The organism is Amycolatopsis sp. MEPSY49 (assembly GCF_051337345.1).
In the GTDB taxonomy this organism is placed as follows: Bacteria; Actinomycetota; Actinomycetes; order Mycobacteriales; family Pseudonocardiaceae; genus Amycolatopsis.
The window spans coordinates 108,281-127,415 of the sequence record NZ_JBDLYJ010000013.1 but is presented as its reverse complement, the minus strand read 5'-3'; the positions used below and the strand labels follow the sequence as shown (position 1 = coordinate 127,415).

15 protein-coding genes are annotated in these 19,135 nt (G+C 71.2%); 13 read left to right on the top strand and 2 right to left on the bottom strand.

Annotated elements, in window-relative coordinates; all coding sequences use genetic code 11:
- The first annotated feature begins 21 nt into the window (after window positions 1-21).
- From ABFJ78_RS40240 to ABFJ78_RS40210, 7 genes are all read left to right on the top strand, one after another.
- Window positions 22-549, top strand: coding sequence for a Trp biosynthesis-associated membrane protein (locus ABFJ78_RS40240; protein ID WP_436392858.1), 528 nt, complete (start codon window positions 22-24; stop codon window positions 547-549).
- Between the two features lie 124 nt (window positions 550-673).
- Window positions 674-1,483 (top strand): indole-3-glycerol phosphate synthase TrpC, encoded by an 810-nt coding sequence (trpC, locus tag ABFJ78_RS40235; protein ID WP_436392723.1) that lies wholly within the window; start codon window positions 674-676, stop codon window positions 1,481-1,483.
- Window positions 1,480-2,691, top strand: a complete 1,212-nt coding sequence (gene trpB / locus ABFJ78_RS40230; protein WP_436392721.1) for a tryptophan synthase subunit beta — start codon at window positions 1,480-1,482, stop codon at window positions 2,689-2,691. Before trpC ends, trpB begins: the two co-directional genes overlap by 4 nt.
- Window positions 2,688-3,479 carry a tryptophan synthase subunit alpha gene (trpA, locus tag ABFJ78_RS40225; protein WP_436392720.1) on the top strand — a complete coding sequence of 264 codons (792 nt, stop codon included), beginning with the start codon at window positions 2,688-2,690 and terminating at the stop codon, window positions 3,477-3,479. The genes trpB and trpA overlap by 4 nt, the downstream gene beginning before the upstream one ends.
- Window positions 3,480-3,512: 33 nt before the next feature.
- Window positions 3,513-3,890 carry a MerR family transcriptional regulator gene (locus ABFJ78_RS40220; protein WP_436392718.1) on the top strand — a complete coding sequence of 126 codons (378 nt, stop codon included), beginning with the start codon at window positions 3,513-3,515 and terminating at the stop codon, window positions 3,888-3,890.
- 158 nt (window positions 3,891-4,048) lie between these two features.
- Window positions 4,049-4,618, top strand: coding sequence for a Uma2 family endonuclease (locus ABFJ78_RS40215; RefSeq protein WP_436392717.1), 570 nt, complete (start codon window positions 4,049-4,051; stop codon window positions 4,616-4,618).
- Window positions 4,619-4,664: 46 nt separating this feature from the next.
- Window positions 4,665-5,348 carry a peptidoglycan recognition protein family protein gene (locus ABFJ78_RS40210; protein ID WP_436392716.1) on the top strand — a complete coding sequence of 228 codons (684 nt, stop codon included), beginning with the start codon at window positions 4,665-4,667 and terminating at the stop codon, window positions 5,346-5,348.
- On the opposite strand, the gene ABFJ78_RS40205 is transcribed toward ABFJ78_RS40210, so the two are convergent.
- The gene (locus ABFJ78_RS40205; RefSeq protein ID WP_436392715.1) at window positions 5,301-6,659 is read right to left on the bottom strand and encodes a glutamine synthetase; all 1,359 of its coding nucleotides are present in this window, start codon (window positions 6,657-6,659) and stop codon (window positions 5,301-5,303) included. The two genes, ABFJ78_RS40210 and ABFJ78_RS40205, sit on opposite strands and share 48 nt — an antisense overlap.
- A 49-nt stretch (window positions 6,660-6,708) precedes the next feature.
- Here ABFJ78_RS40205 and ABFJ78_RS40200 point away from each other — a divergent pair, with 49 nt between their 5' ends.
- Genes ABFJ78_RS40200 through lgt form a run of 4 tightly spaced genes read left to right on the top strand, consistent with a single transcriptional unit; the run spans window position 6,709 to window position 11,548 of the window.
- Window positions 6,709-8,136, top strand: coding sequence for an APC family permease (locus tag ABFJ78_RS40200; protein ID WP_436392714.1), 1,428 nt, complete (start codon window positions 6,709-6,711; stop codon window positions 8,134-8,136).
- Entirely contained in the window at window positions 8,133-9,257 is a 1,125-nt protein-coding gene (locus ABFJ78_RS40195) for an amidohydrolase family protein (RefSeq protein WP_436392712.1), read from the top strand. The genes ABFJ78_RS40200 and ABFJ78_RS40195 overlap by 4 nt, the downstream gene beginning before the upstream one ends.
- A complete protein-coding gene (locus ABFJ78_RS40190) occupies window positions 9,254-10,423 on the top strand; it encodes a M20 metallopeptidase family protein (protein ID WP_436392711.1) in 1,170 nt (389 codons plus the stop codon). The genes ABFJ78_RS40195 and ABFJ78_RS40190 overlap by 4 nt, the downstream gene beginning before the upstream one ends.
- An 18-nt stretch (window positions 10,424-10,441) precedes the next feature.
- Entirely contained in the window at window positions 10,442-11,548 is a 1,107-nt protein-coding gene (gene lgt / locus ABFJ78_RS40185; protein ID WP_436392709.1) for a prolipoprotein diacylglyceryl transferase, read from the top strand.
- Between the two features lie 276 nt (window positions 11,549-11,824).
- Here lgt and ABFJ78_RS40180 read toward each other — a convergent pair whose 3' ends face one another.
- On the bottom strand, window positions 11,825-12,613 hold the full coding sequence (locus ABFJ78_RS40180) for an SDR family oxidoreductase (RefSeq protein WP_436392708.1): 789 nt from the start codon (window positions 12,611-12,613) through the stop codon (window positions 11,825-11,827).
- A 311-nt stretch (window positions 12,614-12,924) separates the two neighbouring features.
- Between ABFJ78_RS40180 and gltB the strand changes: the two genes are divergently transcribed.
- Both gltB and ABFJ78_RS40170 read left to right on the top strand, forming a co-directional pair.
- Window positions 12,925-17,478, top strand: coding sequence for a glutamate synthase large subunit (gene gltB, locus ABFJ78_RS40175; protein ID WP_436392706.1), 4,554 nt, complete (start codon window positions 12,925-12,927; stop codon window positions 17,476-17,478).
- A complete protein-coding gene (locus ABFJ78_RS40170) occupies window positions 17,471-18,979 on the top strand; it encodes a glutamate synthase subunit beta (RefSeq protein WP_436392705.1) in 1,509 nt (502 codons plus the stop codon). Before gltB ends, ABFJ78_RS40170 begins: the two co-directional genes overlap by 8 nt.
- Window positions 18,980-19,135 lie beyond the last annotated feature (156 nt).

Below are 19,135 nucleotides of genomic sequence, written 5' to 3'. Positions count from 1 at the left end.
CCGTCCCGCCGTCCACTGTGGATGATCGTGGGTGCGCTCCTGCTCGGCGCGCTGGCGCTGTGGGGCGCGTCACGGCTGACGTGGTTCGCCGAGTTCCGCGACGGCGGCGTGCGCGGCACGGTGCCCTACCGCGAGACCGGCGAGCAGCGCGCGACGGCGCTCGTGCCGCTGGCCCTGCTCGCCCTCGCCGGTGTGGCCGGGGTGATCGCGACCGGCGGCTGGGCGCGGCGCGTGCTGGGCGTCGTGCTGGCGCTGGCCGGCGCCGCCGCGGTCTGGTCGGGCGTGTCGGGCGTGAAGTTCTCCGGCTGGGCCGACGGCCTGCCCGTCACCGAGATGCTGCTGGGCCGCGGCCTGGCCGTGCTCGGGGGAATTCTCGTCGCCGCCGGCGGGTTGGCAGCCGTCAAGGGCGCGGCCAAGACGGCGCGGCTCGGCACCAAGTACGCGGCGCCGGCGACCCGGAAGAAGGTCCGCGATCCGGACGCCGAGCTGTGGGAAGCGCTGTCGGAAGGGGAGGACCCGACGGACGTCAAGGGGAGGCATTCGGAGTAACGCGCGCACCCGGAACCGGGCGCTCCAGATGCGGGGGTTAGCATCGTTTCGGCGGGAAGGGGAAGGTTTTTGTGAGCGACCTTGCGAAGGAAACCGTGAGCGCGTACCAGGGCGGGGGCGCCCGGTGACCGTGCTCGAAGACATCGTCGCCGGTGTGCGCGAGGACCTCGCGGCACGCGAGGCCGTGCTGCCGTTCGACGAGCTGAAGATCCGCGCGGCGGCCGCCCCGGCGCCCCGCGACGTGATGTCCGCGCTGCGCGAGTCCGGCATCGGTGTCATCGCCGAGGTCAAGCGGCGCAGCCCCTCCAAGGGCGACCTGGCCGACATCCCCGACCCGGCCGCGCTGGCGAAGGACTACGAAGACGGCGGCGCGCGCGTGATCAGCGTGCTCACCGAGCAGCGCCGCTTCGGCGGCTCGCTGGCCGACCTCGACGCGGTCCGCGCGGCGGTCGACACCCCGATCCTGCGCAAGGACTTCATCGTCAGCCCCTACCAGGTGCACGAGGCCCGCCTGCACGGCGCCGACATGGTGCTGCTGATCGTCGCCGCGCTGGAGCAGAACGCGCTCGTCTCGCTGCTCGACCGCGTCGAATCGCTCGGCATGACCGCGCTGGTGGAGATCCACAACGCCGAGGAGGCCGACAAGGCCCTCGAAGCGGGCGCCAAGGTCATCGGCGTCAACGCGCGCAACCTGCACACCCTCGAGGTGGACCGGGACGTCTTCTCGCGGCTGGCCCCCGGCCTGCCGATGGACGTCTACAAGGTCGCCGAGTCCGGCGTCCGCGGGCCGGGCGACCTGATGTCCTACGCCGGCCACGGCGCCGACGCGGTGCTGGTCGGCGAGGGGCTCGTCGCGTCCGGCGACCCGAAGGGCGCCCTGGTCAAGCTGGTCACCGCCGGTTCGCACCCCGCCTGCCCGAGGCCGTCGCGGTGACCGAGCAGCACGACAAGCACGACCCGGACGAGCGGGGCTACTACGGCCCGTACGGCGGGCGGTTCATGCCGGAGGCGCTGATCGGCGTCGTCGACGAGGTCGCCACCGAGTACGACAAGGCCCGGCACGACCCGGAGTTCCTGAACGAGTTCAACCGCCTGCTGCGCGAGTACGCGGGCCGTCCGTCGCTGCTCACCGAGGCCAAGCGCTTCGGCGAGCACGCCGGCGGCGCGCGGGTGTTCCTCAAGCGCGAGGACCTGAACCACACCGGCTCGCACAAGATCAACAACGTGCTGGGCCAGGCGCTGCTCACCAAGCGGATGGGCAAGAAGCGCGTGATCGCCGAGACCGGCGCGGGCCAGCACGGCGTCGCGACGGCCACGGCGTGCGCGCTGCTCGACCTCGACTGCGTCGTCTACATGGGCGAGGTCGACACCGAGCGCCAGGCGCTGAACGTGGCCCGGATGCGGCTGCTCGGCGCCGAGGTGATCCCGGTCAAGACGGGGTCGCGGACGTTGAAGGACGCGATCAACGAGGCGCTGCGCGACTGGGTCACCAACTCCGACACCACGCACTACCTCTTCGGCACGGCCGCCGGCCCGGCGCCGTTCCCGGCGATGGTCCGCAACTTCCACCACGTCATCGGCACCGAGGCCCGCGAGCAGATCCTCGAGCAGGCGGGGCGGCTGCCCGACGTCGTCGCGGCGTGCGTCGGCGGCGGGTCGAACGCGATCGGCATCTTCTCCGGGTTCTACGACGACCCGTCGGTGCGGCTGGTCGGCCTGGAGCCGGGCGGCGAGGGCATCGAGGGCAACCGCCACGGCGCTACCTTGACCAAGGGCACCCCGGGCAACCTGCACGGCGCGATGACGTACCTGCTGCAGGACGAGGACGGCCAGACGGTCGAGTCGCACTCGATCTCGGCCGGGCTCGACTACCCGGGCGTCGGCCCGGAGCACGCGTGGCTCAAGGACACCGGCCGCGCCGAGTACCGCCCGGTCACCGACGCCGAGGCGATGGACGCGTTCAAGCTGCTGTCCCGCACCGAGGGCATCATCCCGGCGATCGAGTCGGCGCACGCGCTGGCCGGCGCGCTGGTGCTGGGCCGCGAGCTGGGGCCGGACGGGCTGATCATCGTCAACCTGTCGGGTCGCGGCGACAAGGACATGGACACGGCGGCGAAGTGGTTCGGGCTGGTGAACGGATGAGCGGGCTGGACGACCTCTTCGCGACGACGCGCGCGGAGGGCCGCGCCGCGCTGGTCGGCTACCTCCCGGCGGGCTTCCCGACGGTCGACGGGTCGAAGGACCTGATCGCGGCGTGCGTCGACGGCGGCGCCGACCTGATCGAGGTCGGCGTCCCGTACTCGGACCCGGTGATGGACGGCCCGACCATCCAGGCCGCGTCGGTGACCGCGCTGGACAACGGCTTCCGCCTCAAGCACGTGTTCGAGGTCGTGGAGTCGGTGTCTTCGCGGGGCGGCCGCGCGGTCGTGATGACGTACTGGAACCCGGTGAACCGCTACGGCGTGGACCGCTTCGCGCGCGACCTCGCTTCGGCGGGCGGGCTCGGCCTGATCACGCCGGACCTGATCCCGGACGAAGCTTCCTCGTGGATGACGGCTTCTTCGGAGCATGGTCTGGACCGGATCTTCCTGGTGGCGCCTTCGTCGTCGGAAGAGCGGCTGGCTTTGACGGCTTCGGCGTCGTCGGGGTTCATCTACGCGACCGCGGTGATGGGCGTGACGGGCGCGCGCGACCAGGTCGGCGCGGGAGCGGAGGCGCTGGTCCGCCGCACGCGAGCCCACACGGATCTGCCGATCGGCGTGGGTCTGGGCGTCCGCTCGGGCGACCAGGCGGCCGAGGTGGCGTCGTTCGCGGACGCGGTGATCGTGGGTTCGGCCCTGGTCACGGCGGCGGCCGAGGGACCCGCCGGGGTCCGGCGCCTGTCGGAGGAGCTGGCGGACGGCGTGCGCCGGGCGGTCGCCACCGCTTGACCTGGAGCGCGCTCTAGGTGCCACCCTGGGTCGGTGACGTCCTACACCCCGGCCCAGGTGACCGAAAAGACCGGTTTCACGATCGACACGCTGCGGTACTACGAGCGCATCGGCTTGCTCCACGAGGTGGGCCGAACCGCAGGTGGGCGGCGGTTCTTCACCGAGCAGGACGTGGAGTTCCTGCAGCTGCTGCGGTGTCTTCGGTACACGGGCATGCCGGTGGCGGAGATGCTGCGGTTCGTGGAGCTGCTGCGGTCGGGCGAGGCAACGCGCGAGGAGCGGGTCGACGTGCTCCGGGAGCATGAGGCCCGGGTGGCGTCGCAGATCGCGCGGCTGCAGGAGCACCAGGAGCACATCCGGTTCAAGATCCGGCTGTACAGCGGGGCGGGGGAGCTGGCCTCGGCGGGCTAGAGCTGCGCTGTTCTGCCGGTGTGACCCCTTCACCTGATCCAGAACTGTCGGTGGCGGTCCGCATACTCCTCGTGTGATGATCCACAACGAGGGGACCGAGCGGACATGCCACACTGGAGAAGACCCACGGCGACGCGCTGGAACGGAGGTGACGCGCAATGGCAGCACCGGTTGAGCCCGGGACCGATTTCCACATCCCACCACGGCCCGACGGCTGGACCGTCGATGAAGTTCTCGCTCTGCCCGAGGCTCAGACCTCACTGCAGCGGATCGAACTCGTGGACGGAGCTCTCCTCGTGAGCCCGTGGCCGAGGCTGGAACACCAGCGACTGGTCCGCGTGCTCACTGGGCAGCTCAGCGCCGGAGCGGAGCCTGCGTTCGAGGTGTTCCCCGGCGCGAACCTGGTGCTGGGCAACCGCGGTGACCGCCTGGTCATACCCGATCTGGTGGTGACCGACGAGCCCGGGCTGGAGGGCGTGAGCCTGACCGAGAAACAGGTAGTGCTCTTGGCCGAGATCGTCTCACCGTCGACCAAGGCGCAGGACCGGATCCTCAAGCGGGGCATCTATGCCGAGGCGCTGATCCCGTTCTACCTCTTGGTGGAGCCCGGCGAACAGAACACCGCGACCCTGTTCGAACTCCAAAGCGGCGAATACGAACCCATCGCCAAGAGCGACAACGGGGAACTCCACCTCACCCGCCCCTTCGAGGCCACCCTCCGCCTCTGAACCCCTTTGTACGAAAGCTGTACAGCGCCGCGGGAAAGTCCACCGCATGGACATCGCACACCTCCCGCGGCGCACCTTCCTCCGCGGCACCGCCGGCCTGGTCGCGGCCGGAGCCGCGGGGCTTCTCCTCCCGCGAGCCGCGCAGGCCCAAGACGTCCCGCGGATCTACTCGTGCGCCGAGTGGGGAGCGAGGCCGCCCGCGGACGCCCTCACCACCCTCGACCACCCCGCCGACCGCGTCCTCATCCACCACATCGCCTGCCCCAACAGCACCGACTACTCCCTGGCCCACGCCTTCCAGGTCGCCCGGGACGACCAGCACGACCACATCGACAACAACGGGTGGTCCGACACCGGCCAGCACTTCACCGTCAGCCGAGGTGGGTATCGGCTCGAAGGGCGGCACGGCAGCCTCGACGCCCTCCGCGGCGGCACCACCATGATCCAGGGCGCGCACTGCCCCGGCCAGAACACCAACGCCATCGGCATCGAGAACGAAGGCACCTACACCAGCGTCGAGCCGCCCGAAGCGCAGTGGGCGTCCCTCGTCGTCTTCTGCGCCTACATCTGCCGCCAGTACGGCATCCCCGTCGAAGAAATCAAGGGCCACCGCGACTTCTACAACACCGAATGCCCCGGCGACCGCCTCTACGCCAAGCTTGCCCAGCTCAGGGACGAAGTCTCAATGCAGGTAGCGCATGACCTCGCACAGCTCGCCGGGCGGCAGTGAGCCCAGCCGCGAGATCTCGCCGCGGCGCACGTCCATCAACGTCGTCGCGAACTCCTCCCCGAACGCCGACGTCAACGCGGAGTCCGCCTCGAACGCCGTCACCGCGTCCGCCAGCGACGTCGGCAGGCGGACCGCCGACGGGAGCGTGCCCGGGTCGACGTCCACCGGCTCCGGCAGCGACGCCTCCTCGGAAAGCCCGGCCAGGCCCGCGAACAGCAGCGCCGCCACCACGAGGTACGGGTTCGCCGTCAGGTCGAAGCACTTGACTTCGAAGTTCGCCGCCCGGTCGCGCTGCCCGGCCGGTCCTTGCACCAGCCGCAGCGGTGCCTCGCGGTTTTCCAGGCCCCACACCGAAAACACGCCCGCCCAGTGGTGCGGCTCGAGCCGCAGGTAGCTGACCACCGACGGCGCGCCGATCGCCAACAACGCCGGCAGCCGCGTGAAGATCCCGGCGCCGAACGCCTCCGCCGTCGGTGTCAGGCCGAACCGGCCGTCGCCGCCGGAACACAGGTTCCGGTCGCCGTCCCAGAGGCTCAGGTGGACGTGCCCGCCGTTGCCCACGCCGTCCGGCGAGAACTTCGGCGTGAACGACGCCCGCAGCCCGTGCCGCTCGCTCACCATCCGGATCGTCTCGCGCGTCAGGACGGCGATGTCCGCCGCGCGCACCGGGTCGTCCGGCGCCACCGACAGCTCGAACTGGCCGGCCGCGTACTCGGGGTGGATCTGCTCCACCGTCACGCCCTGGGCGGACAAAGTGGACACCAGCGTGCGCAAGTACGAAGCCTGCGAGGACAGCCGCGCGAAGCCGTAGGCCGGGCCCGCCGTGGCCGAACGCGGGTCGTCCGGCGCGTCCGCCGACGTGATCACCCACTCGATCTCGAACGCCGTCCGCACGTTGTAGCCGAGCGCCGCCACCTGCGCCGTCGCGGTCGCGGCCAGCGCCCGCGCGTCCTGCGGGTGCGGCTCGCCGTCGGTGTCGTACTTCCGGACCGGCGCCCACGCCCAGCCCGGCTGCGCCGCCAGCGGCACGAGCGCGTCGAGGTCCGGGTGCAGCCGCAGGTCGCCCACCGGCCCCCGGGAAAAAGAACCGTCGGTGATGTCGTCGGTGGCCAGGAAGAAGTCGAACGAGTTGGACGCGCCGACACCCCACGCCGCCGCCGACCACAGCCGGTCCACCGGGACGGCCTTCACCCGCGCGATGCCGCTGTTGTCCACGAACGTCAGCGCGACGAGCTCGACGCCGGCCGCGCGCAGGGCGTCGGCCCGCAGTGCGCCCTGTTGTGCGAGTTCTGCCCGATCGAGCTGGCTCATTCCGCTCCCGTCGATGTTCACTGAGTACTCAAGAAAAGAGGTGGAGATCGTGTCAGACACCGTCGAAACCCGTCCAGGGCTGCGCCGCTCCCTCTCCGTCTGGCAGGCCGTCGGCCTGTCGGTGGCGTTGATGGCCCCCAGCATGGCCGCCAACATCAACCCCCAGCAGACCGCGGCCGCCGCCGGCCGCGCCGTCCCGCTCGCCTTCCTGCTCTCCGCTGTCGGCGTGCTGCTGGTCGCGTACGGCTTCGTCAAACTCTGCCAGCACTACCAGCACGCGGGATCGGTCTACGCGTTCGTCGGCGCGACGCTCGGCCCGCGCGCCGGCGTCGTCTCCGGCATCGGCCTGCTCGGCACGTACACCTTCTACGCCGTCGTCACGAGCTCGGCCGCGGGCACACTCGGCACCGCCTTCCTGACGCAGGTGGGCATCTGGCCGGACCCGCCGTCCTGGGGGCCGTTCGTGCTGACGGCCGTCGCGCTGATCGGCGCCTGGCTGCTTTCGGTGGTGCCCGCGCGCCGCGGCACGAGCACGCTGCTCGCCGTCGAAGGCGCGACCATCGCGGTGATCCTGCTGGTCACGGTCGTGATCCTGGTCCGGCTGCTCGCCGGGAACGCGCCCGGGGGCGGCCGGTTCACGCTGGACGTCTTCGTCCCGGAAACCGGCCTGTCCGGGGTGTTCCTCGGCGCGGTCTTCGGCTTCCTGTCCTTCGCCGGGTTCGAGGCCGCCGCGACGCTCGGCGAGGAGACCCACGATCCGAAGCGCAACATCCCGCGCGCGATCCTCGGCACGGCCATCTTCGGTGGCGTCTACTTCGTCGTGGTCACGGCGGTGGAGATGATGGCGTTCGGCACGGACGCGACGGCGTTCCACGACTCGCCTTCCCTGCTCGGCGACCTCGGCAGCCGGTACGCGGGCGCGTGGGTCGGCGACGTCATCAGCGTCGGCGCCGCGATCAGCGCGTTCGGCTGCTGTCTGGCCTGCGTCGTCGGCGGCTCGCGATTGCTCTACGCCCTGGGCCGCGACGCGGGTGGCGGCCTCGGCCGGACGTCCTCGCGGGGTACGCCGGTGGCGGCGGTCAGCGCGGTGACCGCCGCGGCAGTGCTGATCATCCTGGTGTGCGCGGTGTTCTTCGGCGCGACGGCGTCGGACACGTTCGCGTGGAGCGGCTCGATCGGAACGTTGATCCTGCTGGTGATCTACCTGCTCACGACGGCCGGCGCGATCCTGCTGCTGTTCGTCAAGCGGCGGATGCGCGTGCCGGCGTGGCACCTCGTGTTCCCGATCGGCGCGCTCGCCGTGCTCGGGTACACCGTCTACGTCAACGTCGTGCCGTACCCGACCGAGGGCCCGGCGCGGTGGTTCCCCGTGGTGGCCGGCGGGGTGCTGGTGCTGGCGGCGATCTTGGTGCTGTCCGCGCCCGGCTTCGCTCGTAGGGTGGGGGAGAGGCTGACCACCGTGGACGGAGGCGCATGACCGACCTGCTCCCGTTCGTCGCGGACCTGCCGCTGGTGGACCACCACTGCCACGGCGTCGTCACCGGCGACGTGGCCCGCGCGGACTTCGAGGCGATGCTGACCGAGGCGGACACGACGTCGCCGCTCGGCACCAGCCTCTTCGACTCGCTGATCGGGCTCGCGGTGCGCGAACGCTGCGCACCCGTGCTCGACCTGCCGAAGCACGCTTCGGCCGAGGCCTACCTCGAGCGCCGCGCCGAACTGGGCGCGGCCGAGGTGGCGCGGCGGTTCCTGCGCGCCACCGGCACGACCGACTTCCTGCTGGACGGCGGTTTCCGGCCCGACGCGCTGACCACGACCCGCGAGTTCGCGGAGCTGGCCGGCGCCCGCGCGCACGACGTCGTCCGGCTGGAGCAGGTCGCGGAAGCCGTCATCCAGGGGACGACCGCCGGCGGTTTCGCCGCGGCCTTCACCGACGAGCTGGGGAAACGCGCCGAAACCGCCGTCGGGCTGAAGTCGGTCGCGGCCTACCGCGTCGGCCTCGGGCTGGCGGGGGAGCGGCCGTCGCCGGCGGAGGTCGAAGCCGCCGCCGGCCGGTGGCTCGCCGCGGGCGGTACCCGGCTGGCCGACGAGGTGCTGCACCGGTTCCTCGTCTTCACCGGCCTCGACCTGGGGCTGCCGGTGCAGTTCCACGTCGGGTACGGCGACTCCGACGTCGACCTGCACCGCTGCGACCCGCTGCACCTGACCGGGCTGCTGCGCGCGACCCGCGACCGCGGCGTGCCGATCCTGCTGCTGCACAACTACCCGTTCCACCGCAATGCCGCGTATCTGGCGCAGGTCTTCGAGCACGTGTTCGTGGACGTCGGGCTCGCCACCCACAACGCGGGGTTCCGCGCCCCGGCGATCCTGGCCGAGCTGCTGGAGATCGCGCCCTTCGGGAAGGTCCTCTTCTCCACCGACGCCTTCGGCCTGGCCGAGCTGTACCACCTGGGCACGGCCCTGTTCCGGCAGGGACTTTCGGACTTCCTGCGCGCCGGGCTCGACGCCGGCGCGATGTCCGAAGTGGACGCCGTCCGGCTGTGTGCTTTGGTGGGACACGAGAACGCGAAGAGGATCTACCGCTGGGAGCGCGCGTGAGTGACCTGTGGGACGCCTGGACCGGGGCGATCGAGGACGAGCTGCCGGCCGCGATCGAGCTGCGGCACGCGGTGCACGCCGACCCGCGCGGTTCCGGCGACGAGGAGGACACCGCCCGGCTGGTCGCCGGCGCGCTGGGGGCCGGCGACGGCGTCCGCGTCGCGAAGACCGGCCGCGCGATCCTCCTGCCCGGCGGCGAGGGCCCGGCCGTGGCGCTGCGGGCCGAGCTCGACGCCCTCCCGGTGCTGGAGGGCACCGGCGTGCCGTGGGCGTCGGGCAACGAGTACATGCACGCGTGCGGCCACGACGTCCACCTCGCCGCGCTGGTCGCCGTCTGCCGGGCGGCGCGGCGCGTCGGCGTCCCCCGGCCGATCCTGGCGCTGCTGCAGCCGCGCGAGGAGACGTCGCCGCCCGGCGCGCTCGACGTCGTCGAGTCCGGGGTGCTGGCCGAGGCCGGGGTGGATGCGGTGATCGGCGCGCACGTCCAGCCGCGGATCGCGCACGGCGTCGTCGCGGCGGTGCCGGGCCCGGTGAACGCGTCCACCGACGAGTTCGAGGTCACGATGCAGGGCCAGGGCGGCCATGCCGGCTACCCGCACCTGCTGCGCGACCCGATCCTGGCGCTGTCGCAGCTGGTCGTGAGCCTGCAGCAGCTCGCGTCGCGCCGGGTCGACCCGGTGTTCGGCGCGGTCTGCTCGATCGGCCGGATCCAGGGCGGCGCGGCGGCCAACGTCGTCCCGAACACCGCGACCGCGTTCGGCTCGCTGCGCGTGATGCGCACGAAGGACCGTGAGAACGCGCTGCAGGCGCTCGCGGACATCGTGCACGGGACGGCGCGGGCGCACGGCTGCACGGCCGAGCTGGAGATCAGCCCGTGCGAGCCGGTGCTGGACAACGACCCGGCGCTGGCGGTGGGGGCGCGGCGCTGGCTGAGCCACGGCGGCTTCGTCGTCGACGACGGGTTCCGGTCGTTCGGCGCGGACGACTTCGCCCACTACTGCGGCGGCGCGACCCGCGGCCTGATGCTGTTCGTCGGCCTCGGCGACACCGCGGGCGTGCCCAGCCTGCACGACGACCAGTTCCTCCCGCGCGACCAGGCGGTCGTCCAAGTGGCGCACGCGCTGGTCGCGGGGTACCTGGCCGCCTTGGAGGCTCCGGCCCCTTAGCGCTACGGTGGCCGCGTGATGACCGCCTACCTCGCGACGATCCCGAGCCCCGACCGCGGGGTGTGGCACCTGGGACCGATCCCGATCCGCGCGTACGCCCTGTGCATCATCGCCGGCATCATCGTGGCGATCTGGTGGGGGGAGCGGCGCTGGGCCGCCCGCGGCGGCACCAAGGGCACGGTCATCGACATCGCCGTGTTCGCCGTGCCGTTCGGCCTGGTCGGCGGCCGGCTGTACCACGTCATCACCGACCCCGAGCTGTACTTCACCGAGGGCAAGAACCCCTGGAACGCGTTCGCGATCTGGGACGGCGGCCTCGGCATCTGGGGCGCGATCGCCCTCGGCGCGGTGGGCGCGCTCATCGCGTGCCGCCGCAAGGGCATCCCGCTGCCGGCGATGGCGGACGCGATCGCCCCGGGCATCGTCGTCGCGCAGGCCATCGGCCGCATCGGCAACTACTTCAACCAGGAGCTGTACGGCGCGCACACGGACCTGCCGTGGGGTCTGGAGGTCTACCAGCGCTTCAACCCGGAGGACCCGGACAACCTGCTGAACGGCGTCGCGACGGGGCACATCCCGCTGCCGGAGAGCCCGGTCCACCCGACGTTCCTGTACGAGCTGATCTGGAACCTGCTGGTCGCGCTGCTGGTGGTGTGGGCGGACCGCAAGTTCAAGCTGGGCCACGGGCGGGCGTTCGCGCTGTACGTCGCGGGGTACACGGTGGGCCGCGGCTGGATCGAGATGATGCGGACGGACACCGCGAACCACATCCTCGGGCTGCGGGTCAACGTGTGGACGTCGATCCTGCTGTTCATCGCGGCGGTGGTGTACTTCGTGCTCGCGGCGAAGCGGGGGCCGCGGGAGCTGCCGGAGACGCTCGTGAGCAAGGACGCGCCCGGTCCGGAGGAGAAGCCGCTTTCGGAGGCTTCCGACGCGGCTTCGGGTCCGGCGGTTGCCGATTCGGCTTCGGACTCGGCGGCTTCCGCCGCCGGGGCGGAGCCCGCGGAGCCCCGCGAGCCGGAGCACGCCAAGGTGGCCGCTGCCGAGGCGCCGGCTTCGGAGAAGCTCGCTACGGACGACGCACCAGCCTCGACTGAGGAACCGAAGAAGACCGACGAGAGCTGACCGCTTTCCCGAAGGCCACCCACCGGCACCGCCGGCTGGTGGCCTTCGTCGTTTCCGGCCCGGTTCCCAAGCGCCCCAAGGCCACATTGGTTGCGTCTGACGCACCGAAGGCCACATCGGGTGCGTCTGACGCACCGAAGGCCGCCTTGGGGCGCTGGCCGGTTGCCAACAGCGGGCCGGGAGCGAGTGGCGACCCCGCCGGATGACGTGAATGACTCATTCATGTCGCCAGGCGACATGAATGAGTCATTCACGTCATCTCGAAGCCGCCCGAGGTCAGCCCAGGTCGGGCAGACCCAGCTCCAGGTTGGGCGCCTGCAGCCCGCCGTCGACCTCGAGGATCTTCCCCGTGATGTACCCGCCGGCCCGCGACGCCAAGAACACCACCGTCGCCGCGATGTCCTCGGCCTCCCCGATCTTCCGGAGCGGCGTCGACGACTCCATCTTCGACCGGAGCTCCGGGTTGCCCGCGACGATCTCCAGCGCCGATGTCAACACCGACCCGACCGAAATCGCGTTCACCCGCACCCGGGGCGCCAAGTCCGCCGCCGCCAAGCGCGTGTAGTGCGCCAGGGCCGCCTTCGCCGTTCCGTACGCCGCGAAGCCGCGGCCGGACACCCGGCCCATCACCGACGAAATGTTGACGACCGAGCCGCCCGTCTCCAGCAGCGAAGGTGCGGCCGCCACCGTCAACGCGTGCGCCGTCGCCACGTTGAAGCGGAACGCCTCCTCCATGAAGTCCACCGAAGACTCCAGGAGTGGCCGCGGGTACGTGCCGCCGACGTTGTTGACCACCAGGTCGAGCCGCCCGAACTCCGACACCGCCGTCGCGGCCAGTGCTGCCGCGGCGTCGGGCGAAGAGAGGTCCACCGGCACCGCGTGAGCCCGCCGGCCGACCGCCGAAACGCGGGCAGCGACTTCCGAAAGCTGAGCGGAGGTGCGGGACGCGATGACCACGTCGGCGCCCGCTTCGGCGAGGGCCACGGCCGTCGCCGCGCCGATTCCCCTGCCGGCGCCGGTGACCACCGCGACCTGGTCGGTGAGCTTGAACCGATCGAGGATCATGCGGCGAAATGTAACACGTTCTAGTGACCGGCGACACAAATCCGGGCTGCCGGGTCGGGCCCGTCACGTTAGGCTTGACGGGAGTTTCCGGGCCGTATACTTAGCAGAACGAACTACCGGGAACCCATCAGGAACTACGTCGTTCCGCGCAGCCAGATCGTTACCGTCCGACGTCGCTCGGGGCGCTCTGAACAGGTGCTGGCATGTTTCCCAGGTGTTAAAGTCGCGCTAACAAGCGGGCCATCGTCGTCCCGTGCGCTCCCCGGCCGGTAGCCCGGCCCCGCACGACAGACGACGAAGGAGGTCCCTTCATGATCTTCTCCGCCATTCCCGGCAAGCAGGGTCTTTACGACCCGGAGACCGAACAGGACTCCTGCGGTGTGGCCATGGTGGCCGACATCCGCGGGCGCCGCTCCCACGGCATCGTCACCGACGGCCTGGCCGCGTTGACGAACCTCGACCACCGCGGCGCCGCCGGCGCCGAACCCACCAGCGGCGACGGCGCCGGAATCCTGCTGCAGCTGCCCGACAAGCTGCTGCGCGCGGAAGCCGGCTTCGCGCTCCCCGAACCCGACGAGCACGGCCACCACTCCTACGCCGCCGGCATCGCGTTCCTCCCCGAAGACGCCGAGCAGCGCCGCAAGGCCGTCGAGCTGGCCGAACGCATCGCCGTCGAAGAAGGACTGGAGGTCCTCGGCTGGCGCGAGGTCCCCGTCGACGCCGACCGCGCCGACATCGGCCCGACCGCCCGCTCGGTCATGCCGCACTTCGCGATGCTTTTCGTGACGGCGGACGGAAAGGCCGGGCTGGAGCTGGACAGGCTCGCCTTCTGCCTGCGCAAGCGCGTCGAGCACGAAAGCGCGAACTCCGGCTGCGGCACCTACTTCCCGTCGCTGTCCTCGCGAACGATCGTCTACAAAGGCATGGTGACGCCGGAGCAGCTGCCGGCGTTCTTCGGCGACCTTCGCGACGAGCGGCTGGAAAGCGCCATCGCGCTGGTGCACTCCCGCTTCTCCACCAACACTTTCCCGTCGTGGCCCCTGGCCCACCCGTTCCGGTTCGTGGCCCACAACGGCGAGATCAACACCATCCGCGGCAACCGCAACCGCATGCGGGCCCGCGAGGCGCTGCTCGAATCCGACGTCATACCCGGCGACCTGTCGCGGCTGTTCCCGATCTGCTCGCCGGACGCGTCGGACTCCGCGTCCTTCGACGAGGTCCTGGAGCTGCTGCACCTCGGCGGCCGGTCGCTGCCGCACGCGGTGCTGATGATGATCCCGGAGGCGTGGGAAAACCACGCCACCATGAAGCCCGAGCGCCGCGCGTTCTACCAGTTCCACGCCAGTCTGATGGAGCCGTGGGACGGTCCCGCGTGCGTCACCTTCACCGACGGCACCCTGGTCGGCGCGGTCCTGGACCGCAACGGCCTGCGCCCGGCGCGGTGGTGGCGCACGGCCGACGACCGCGTCGTCCTCGCCAGCGAGGCCGGTGTCCTCGACGTCGCCCCGAAGGACGTCGTGGCCAAGGGGCGGCTCAAGCCCGGCCGGATGTTCCTGGTGGACACCGAAGCCGGCCGGATCGTGGACGACGAAGAGGTCAAGTCCGCGCTCGCCGGCAAGCTCCCGTACGAGGGCTGGCTGCACGCGGGCCTGCTGAAGATCGCCGAGCTGCCCGACCGCGACCACGTCGTGCAGAGCCACGATTCGGTGCTGCGCCGCCAGCTTTCCTTCGGCTACACGGAAGAAGAGCTCAAGATCCTGCTCGCGCCGATGGCCGAGAAGGGCGCCGAGCCGATCGGCTCGATGGGCTCCGACACCCCGCCCGCGGTGCTGTCGAAGCGATCCCGGCTCCTCTACGACTACTTCAAGCAGAACTTCGCGCAGGTGACCAACCCGCCGCTGGACGCGATCCGCGAAGAGCTCGTCACCTGCATGGCGCGGATCATGGGCCCGGAGCGCAACCTCCTGGCTCCCGGCCCGGCGTCGTGCCGGCACCTCAAGCTGCCGTACCCCGTCATCGACAACGACGAGCTCGCCAAGCTCATCCACATCAACGACGACGGCGACCTCCCCGGCTTCGCCTGCAGCGTCCTTTCCGGACTGTACGAAGTGGACGGCGGCGCCGAAGCGCTGGCCGGGGCGATCGAGCGCGTCCGCCGCGAGGCGTCCGAGGCGATCGCGGCCGGCGCGCGCACGCTCGTGCTGTCCGACCGCGACTCCGACCACCGGATGGCGCCGATCCCGTCGCTGCTGCTGGTCTCCGCGGTGCACCACCACCTGGTCCGCACCAAGGAACGCCTGCGCGTCGCGCTGGTCGTCGAATCCGGCGACGCGCGCGAGGTGCACCACATCGCGCTGCTGCTCGGCTACGGCGCCGCCGCGGTCAACCCGTACCTGGCCTTCGAGACCATCGAGGACATGATCGGGCAGGGCGCGGTCACCGGCATCGAGCCGGCCAAGGCGGTCCGCAACTACGTGCAGGCGCTGGTCAAGGGCGTCCTGAAGATCATGTCCAAGATGGGCATCTCGACGGTCGGCGCGTACACCGCCGCCCAGGTCTTCGAATCCCTCGGCCTGAGCCAGGACCTGCTCGACGAGTACTTCACCGGGACGTCGTCGAAGCTCGGCGGCGTCGGGCTCGAGGTGCTCGCCGAAGAGGTCGCCGTCCGGCACCGCCGCGCGTACCCGGACAACCCGACCGAACGAGTCCACCGTGGACTCGACACCGGTGGGGAGTACGCCTACCGCCGCGAGGGCGAGCTGCACCTGTTCACTCCGGAGACGGTGTTCCTGCTGCAGCACGCGTCCAAGACCGGCCGCGACGAGGTCTACCGCAAGTACACCGACGAGGTGCACCGCCTCTACCGCGAGGGCGGCACGCTGCGCGGGCTCTTCTCCTTCAAGAGCGGCGTCCGCGAGCCGGTCCCGCTCGACGAGGTCGAGCCGGCCGAGGCGATCTTCAAGCGCTTCAACACCGGTGCGATGTCGTACGGCTCGATTTCGGCCGAGGCGCACGAAACCCTGGCCATCGCGATGAACCGCATCGGCGGCCGGTCCAACACGGGCGAGGGCGGCGAAGACCCCGAGCGGCTCTACGACCCCGAGCGCCGCAGCGCGATCAAGCAGGTCGCGAGTGGACGGTTCGGCGTCACCAGCGAGTACCTCGTCAACGCCGACGACATCCAGATCAAGATGGCGCAGGGCGCGAAGCCCGGCGAGGGCGGCCAGCTGCCGCCGAACAAGGTGTACCCGTGGATCGCGCGGACCCGGCACTCCACGCCGGGCGTCGGGCTCATTTCGCCGCCGCCGCACCACGACATCTACTCCATCGAGGACCTGGCGCAGCTGATCCACGACCTCAAGAACGCCAACGAGCACGCCCGCATCCACGTGAAGCTGGTGTCCTCGCTGGGTGTCGGCACGGTCGCGGCGGGCGTGTCCAAGGCGCACGCGGACGTCGTGCTCATCTCGGGCCACGACGGCGGCACCGGCGCGTCCCCGATGAACTCGCTCAAGCACGCGGGCACGCCGTGGGAGATCGGCCTCGCCGAGACCCAGCAGACGTTGCTGCTCAACGGGTTGCGCGACCGGATCACCGTGCAGGTGGACGGCGCCATGAAGACCGGGCGCGACGTCGTCATCGCGGCGCTGCTCGGCGCCGAGGAGTACGGCTTCGCGACGGCCCCCCTCGTCGTCGCGGGCTGCATCATGATGCGCGTCTGCCACCTCGACACCTGCCCGGTGGGCGTCGCCACGCAGAGCCCCGAACTGCGCAAGCGCTACACCGGCCAGGTCGAGCACGTCGTCAACTTCTTCAAGTTCGTCGCCGAAGAGGTCCGGGAAACCCTTGCCGCACTGGGCTTCCGGACGCTCGACGAGGCCATCGGCCACGCCGAGCTGCTGAACACCGACGAGGCCGTCGACCACTGGAAGGCGTCCGGTTTGGACCTGGCGCCGATCTTCGAGATGCCTTCGGAGACCCCGTACGGCGGCGCCAAGCGACGCACGCGCGGCCAGGACCACGGCCTCGAGCACGCGCTGGACCGCACGCTCATCCAGCTCGCCGAGGCGGCGCTGGAAGACGCGCACCACGTGAACATCGAGCTGCCGGTGCGCAACGTCAACCGGACCGTCGGCACGCTGCTCGGCTCGGAGATCACCCGCCGCTACGGCGGGGACGGTCTGCCCGAGGGCACGATCCACGTCACGCTCACCGGTTCGGCGGGCCAGTCGCTCGGCGCGTTCCTGCCGCGCGGCATCACCCTCGACATGGTCGGCGACGCGAACGACTACGTCGGCAAGGGCCTGTCGGGCGGCCGGATCGTCGTCCGCCCCGACCCGGACGCGTCCTTCGCGGCCGAGGCGCAGACGATCGCGGGCAACACGATCGCCTACGGCGCCACCGGCGGCGAGATCTTCCTGCGCGGTCAGGTCGGCGAACGCTTCTGCGTCCGCAACTCCGGTGCCACGGTCGTCGCCGAGGGCGTCGGCGACCACGCCTTCGAGTACATGACCGGCGGCCGCGCGGTGGTGCTCGGCCCGACCGGGCGCAACCTGGCGGCCGGTATGTCCGGTGGCATGGCGTTCGTGCTCGACGTCGACCGCAAGAAGGTCAACCAGGACATGGTGGACCTGCTCAAGCCGACCGCGGACGACCTGGCCTGGCTCAAGAAAACGGTGCAGCAGCACCACGATCTCACCCGCTCCGCGGTGGCGGCGTCGCTGCTCGGCGACTGGCCGCGCCGCTCGGCGGCGTTCACGAAGGTGATGCCGCGCGACTACCAGCGGGTTCTGGACGCGGCGAAGGCGGCGAAAGCTGCGGGCCGCGACGTCGACGAGGCGATCATGGAGGCCGCTCGTGGCTGACCCGACCGGTTTTCTCAAGTACGAGCGCGAAGAGCCGAAGAAGAAGTCCAAAGAGGACCGCCTGCACTCCTGGGGCGAGGTCTACGCCGACGTCGACCCGGGCGAGCGCAACGAAAAGGTGCGCAAGCAGGCGTCGCGGTGCATGGACTGCGGCATCCCGTTCTGCCACTCCGGCGGGTCCGGCTGCCCGCTGGGAAACCTGATTCCCGAGTGGAACGACCTGGTCCGCCGCGGCGACTGGGCCGCGGCGAGCGACCGGCTGCACGCCACCAACAACTTCCCCGAGTTCACCGGGAAGCTGTGCCCGGCGCCGTGCGAGGCCGGCTGCGTGCTGTCCATCTCGCCGCTTTCGGGCGGGCCGGTGGCGATCAAGCGCGTCGAGCAGACGATCGCCGACCAGTCGTGGGAAGCGGGCTACGTCCAGCCGCAGGTGTCCGAAGTGTCCAGTGGGCAGCGCGTCGCGGTCGTCGGCTCCGGGCCCGCGGGCCTGGCCGCCGCCCAGCAGCTGACCCGCGCCGGGCACGAGGTCACGGTGTTCGAGCGCGACGACCGCCTCGGCGGCCTGCTGCGCTACGGCATCCCCGAGTTCAAGATGGAGAAGAAGGTCCTCGACCGGCGCCTCGCGCAGCTGCGCAAGGAGGGCACCCGGTTCGTCACCGGCTGCGAGGTCGGCGTCGACCTGTCAGTGGAGGACCTGCGCGCGCAGTACGACGCCGTCGTGCTCGCGGTCGGCGCGCTGCGCGGCCGCGACGACACGACGACGCCGGGCCGCGACCTGGCCGGCATCCACCTGGCGATGGAGCACCTGGTGCCGGCCAACAAGTTCGTCGAGGGCGACGGCCCGCCGGCGATCGACGCGCGCGGCAAGCACGTGCTGATCATCGGCGGCGGCGACACCGGCGCCGACTCCTACGGCACGGCCACCCGCCAGGGCGCGCTGTCGGTGACGCAGCTGGACCAGTACCCGATGCCACCGTCCACCCGGGACGACGAGCGGTCGCCGTGGCCGACCTGGCCGTACATCCTGCGCACGTACCCGGCGCACGAGGAAGCGGGCGAGCGGAAGTTCGCGGTGGCGGTCAAGCGGTTCGTCGGCGATGCCGAGGGCCGGGTGAGTGCGGTCGAGCTGCAGCAGGTGAAGGTCCAGAAGGACCCGGCGACCGGACGCCGCGAGGTGATCCCGGTGAATGACGAGGTCGAGACGCTGCCGGCGGACCTGGTCCTGCTGGCGATCGGCTTCGAGGGCGTCGAGCAGATGCCGCTGCTGGACGGGCTCGGCCTGTCGCTGACCAAGCGCGGCACGCTGTCGTGCGGCGCGGACTGGCAGACGGAGACGCCGGGCGTGTTCGTCTGCGGCGACGCGCACCGCGGCGCGTCGCTGGTGGTGTGGGCGATCGCGGAAGGCCGTTCGGTGGCCAACGCGGTCGACGCGTTCCTGACCGGCGCGTCGGACCTCCCGGCCCCGGTGCACCCGACGGCGTTGCCGCTCGCGGTCGTCTGATCCGCACGTCTCGAAAGCCCCCTCGCCGCTGGTGAGGGGGCTTTCGACCGGTTCGACCCATTGCTCCGAATGGCGGCTGTGCAGTGTGTACACAGCCAACTACTTTCGAGTAGCTGTGCCGCTTTTGCGACAATTCACTTCCGCGGAAGGTGGGGC

Bases quoted from the DNA above. Each gene is read 5' to 3' on its own strand.
- trpA (WP_436392720.1), top strand. From the start codon at position 2,688: ATGAGCGGGCTGGACGACCTCTTCGCGACGACGCGCGCGGAGGGCCGC.
- ABFJ78_RS40180 (WP_436392708.1), bottom strand. From the start codon at position 12,613: ATGATCCTCGATCGGTTCAAGCTCACCGACCAGGTCGCGGTGGTCACC.
- lgt (WP_436392709.1), top strand. From the start codon at position 10,442: ATGACCGCCTACCTCGCGACGATCCCGAGCCCCGACCGCGGGGTGTGG.
- ABFJ78_RS40210 (WP_436392716.1), top strand. From the start codon at position 4,665: ATGGACATCGCACACCTCCCGCGGCGCACCTTCCTCCGCGGCACCGCC.
- ABFJ78_RS40215 (WP_436392717.1), top strand. From the start codon at position 4,049: ATGGCAGCACCGGTTGAGCCCGGGACCGATTTCCACATCCCACCACGG.
- gltB (WP_436392706.1), top strand. From the start codon at position 12,925: ATGATCTTCTCCGCCATTCCCGGCAAGCAGGGTCTTTACGACCCGGAG.
- ABFJ78_RS40240 (WP_436392858.1), top strand. From the start codon at position 22: ATGATCGTGGGTGCGCTCCTGCTCGGCGCGCTGGCGCTGTGGGGCGCG.
- ABFJ78_RS40195 (WP_436392712.1), top strand. From the start codon at position 8,133: ATGACCGACCTGCTCCCGTTCGTCGCGGACCTGCCGCTGGTGGACCAC.
- ABFJ78_RS40205 (WP_436392715.1), bottom strand. From the start codon at position 6,659: ATGAGCCAGCTCGATCGGGCAGAACTCGCACAACAGGGCGCACTGCGG.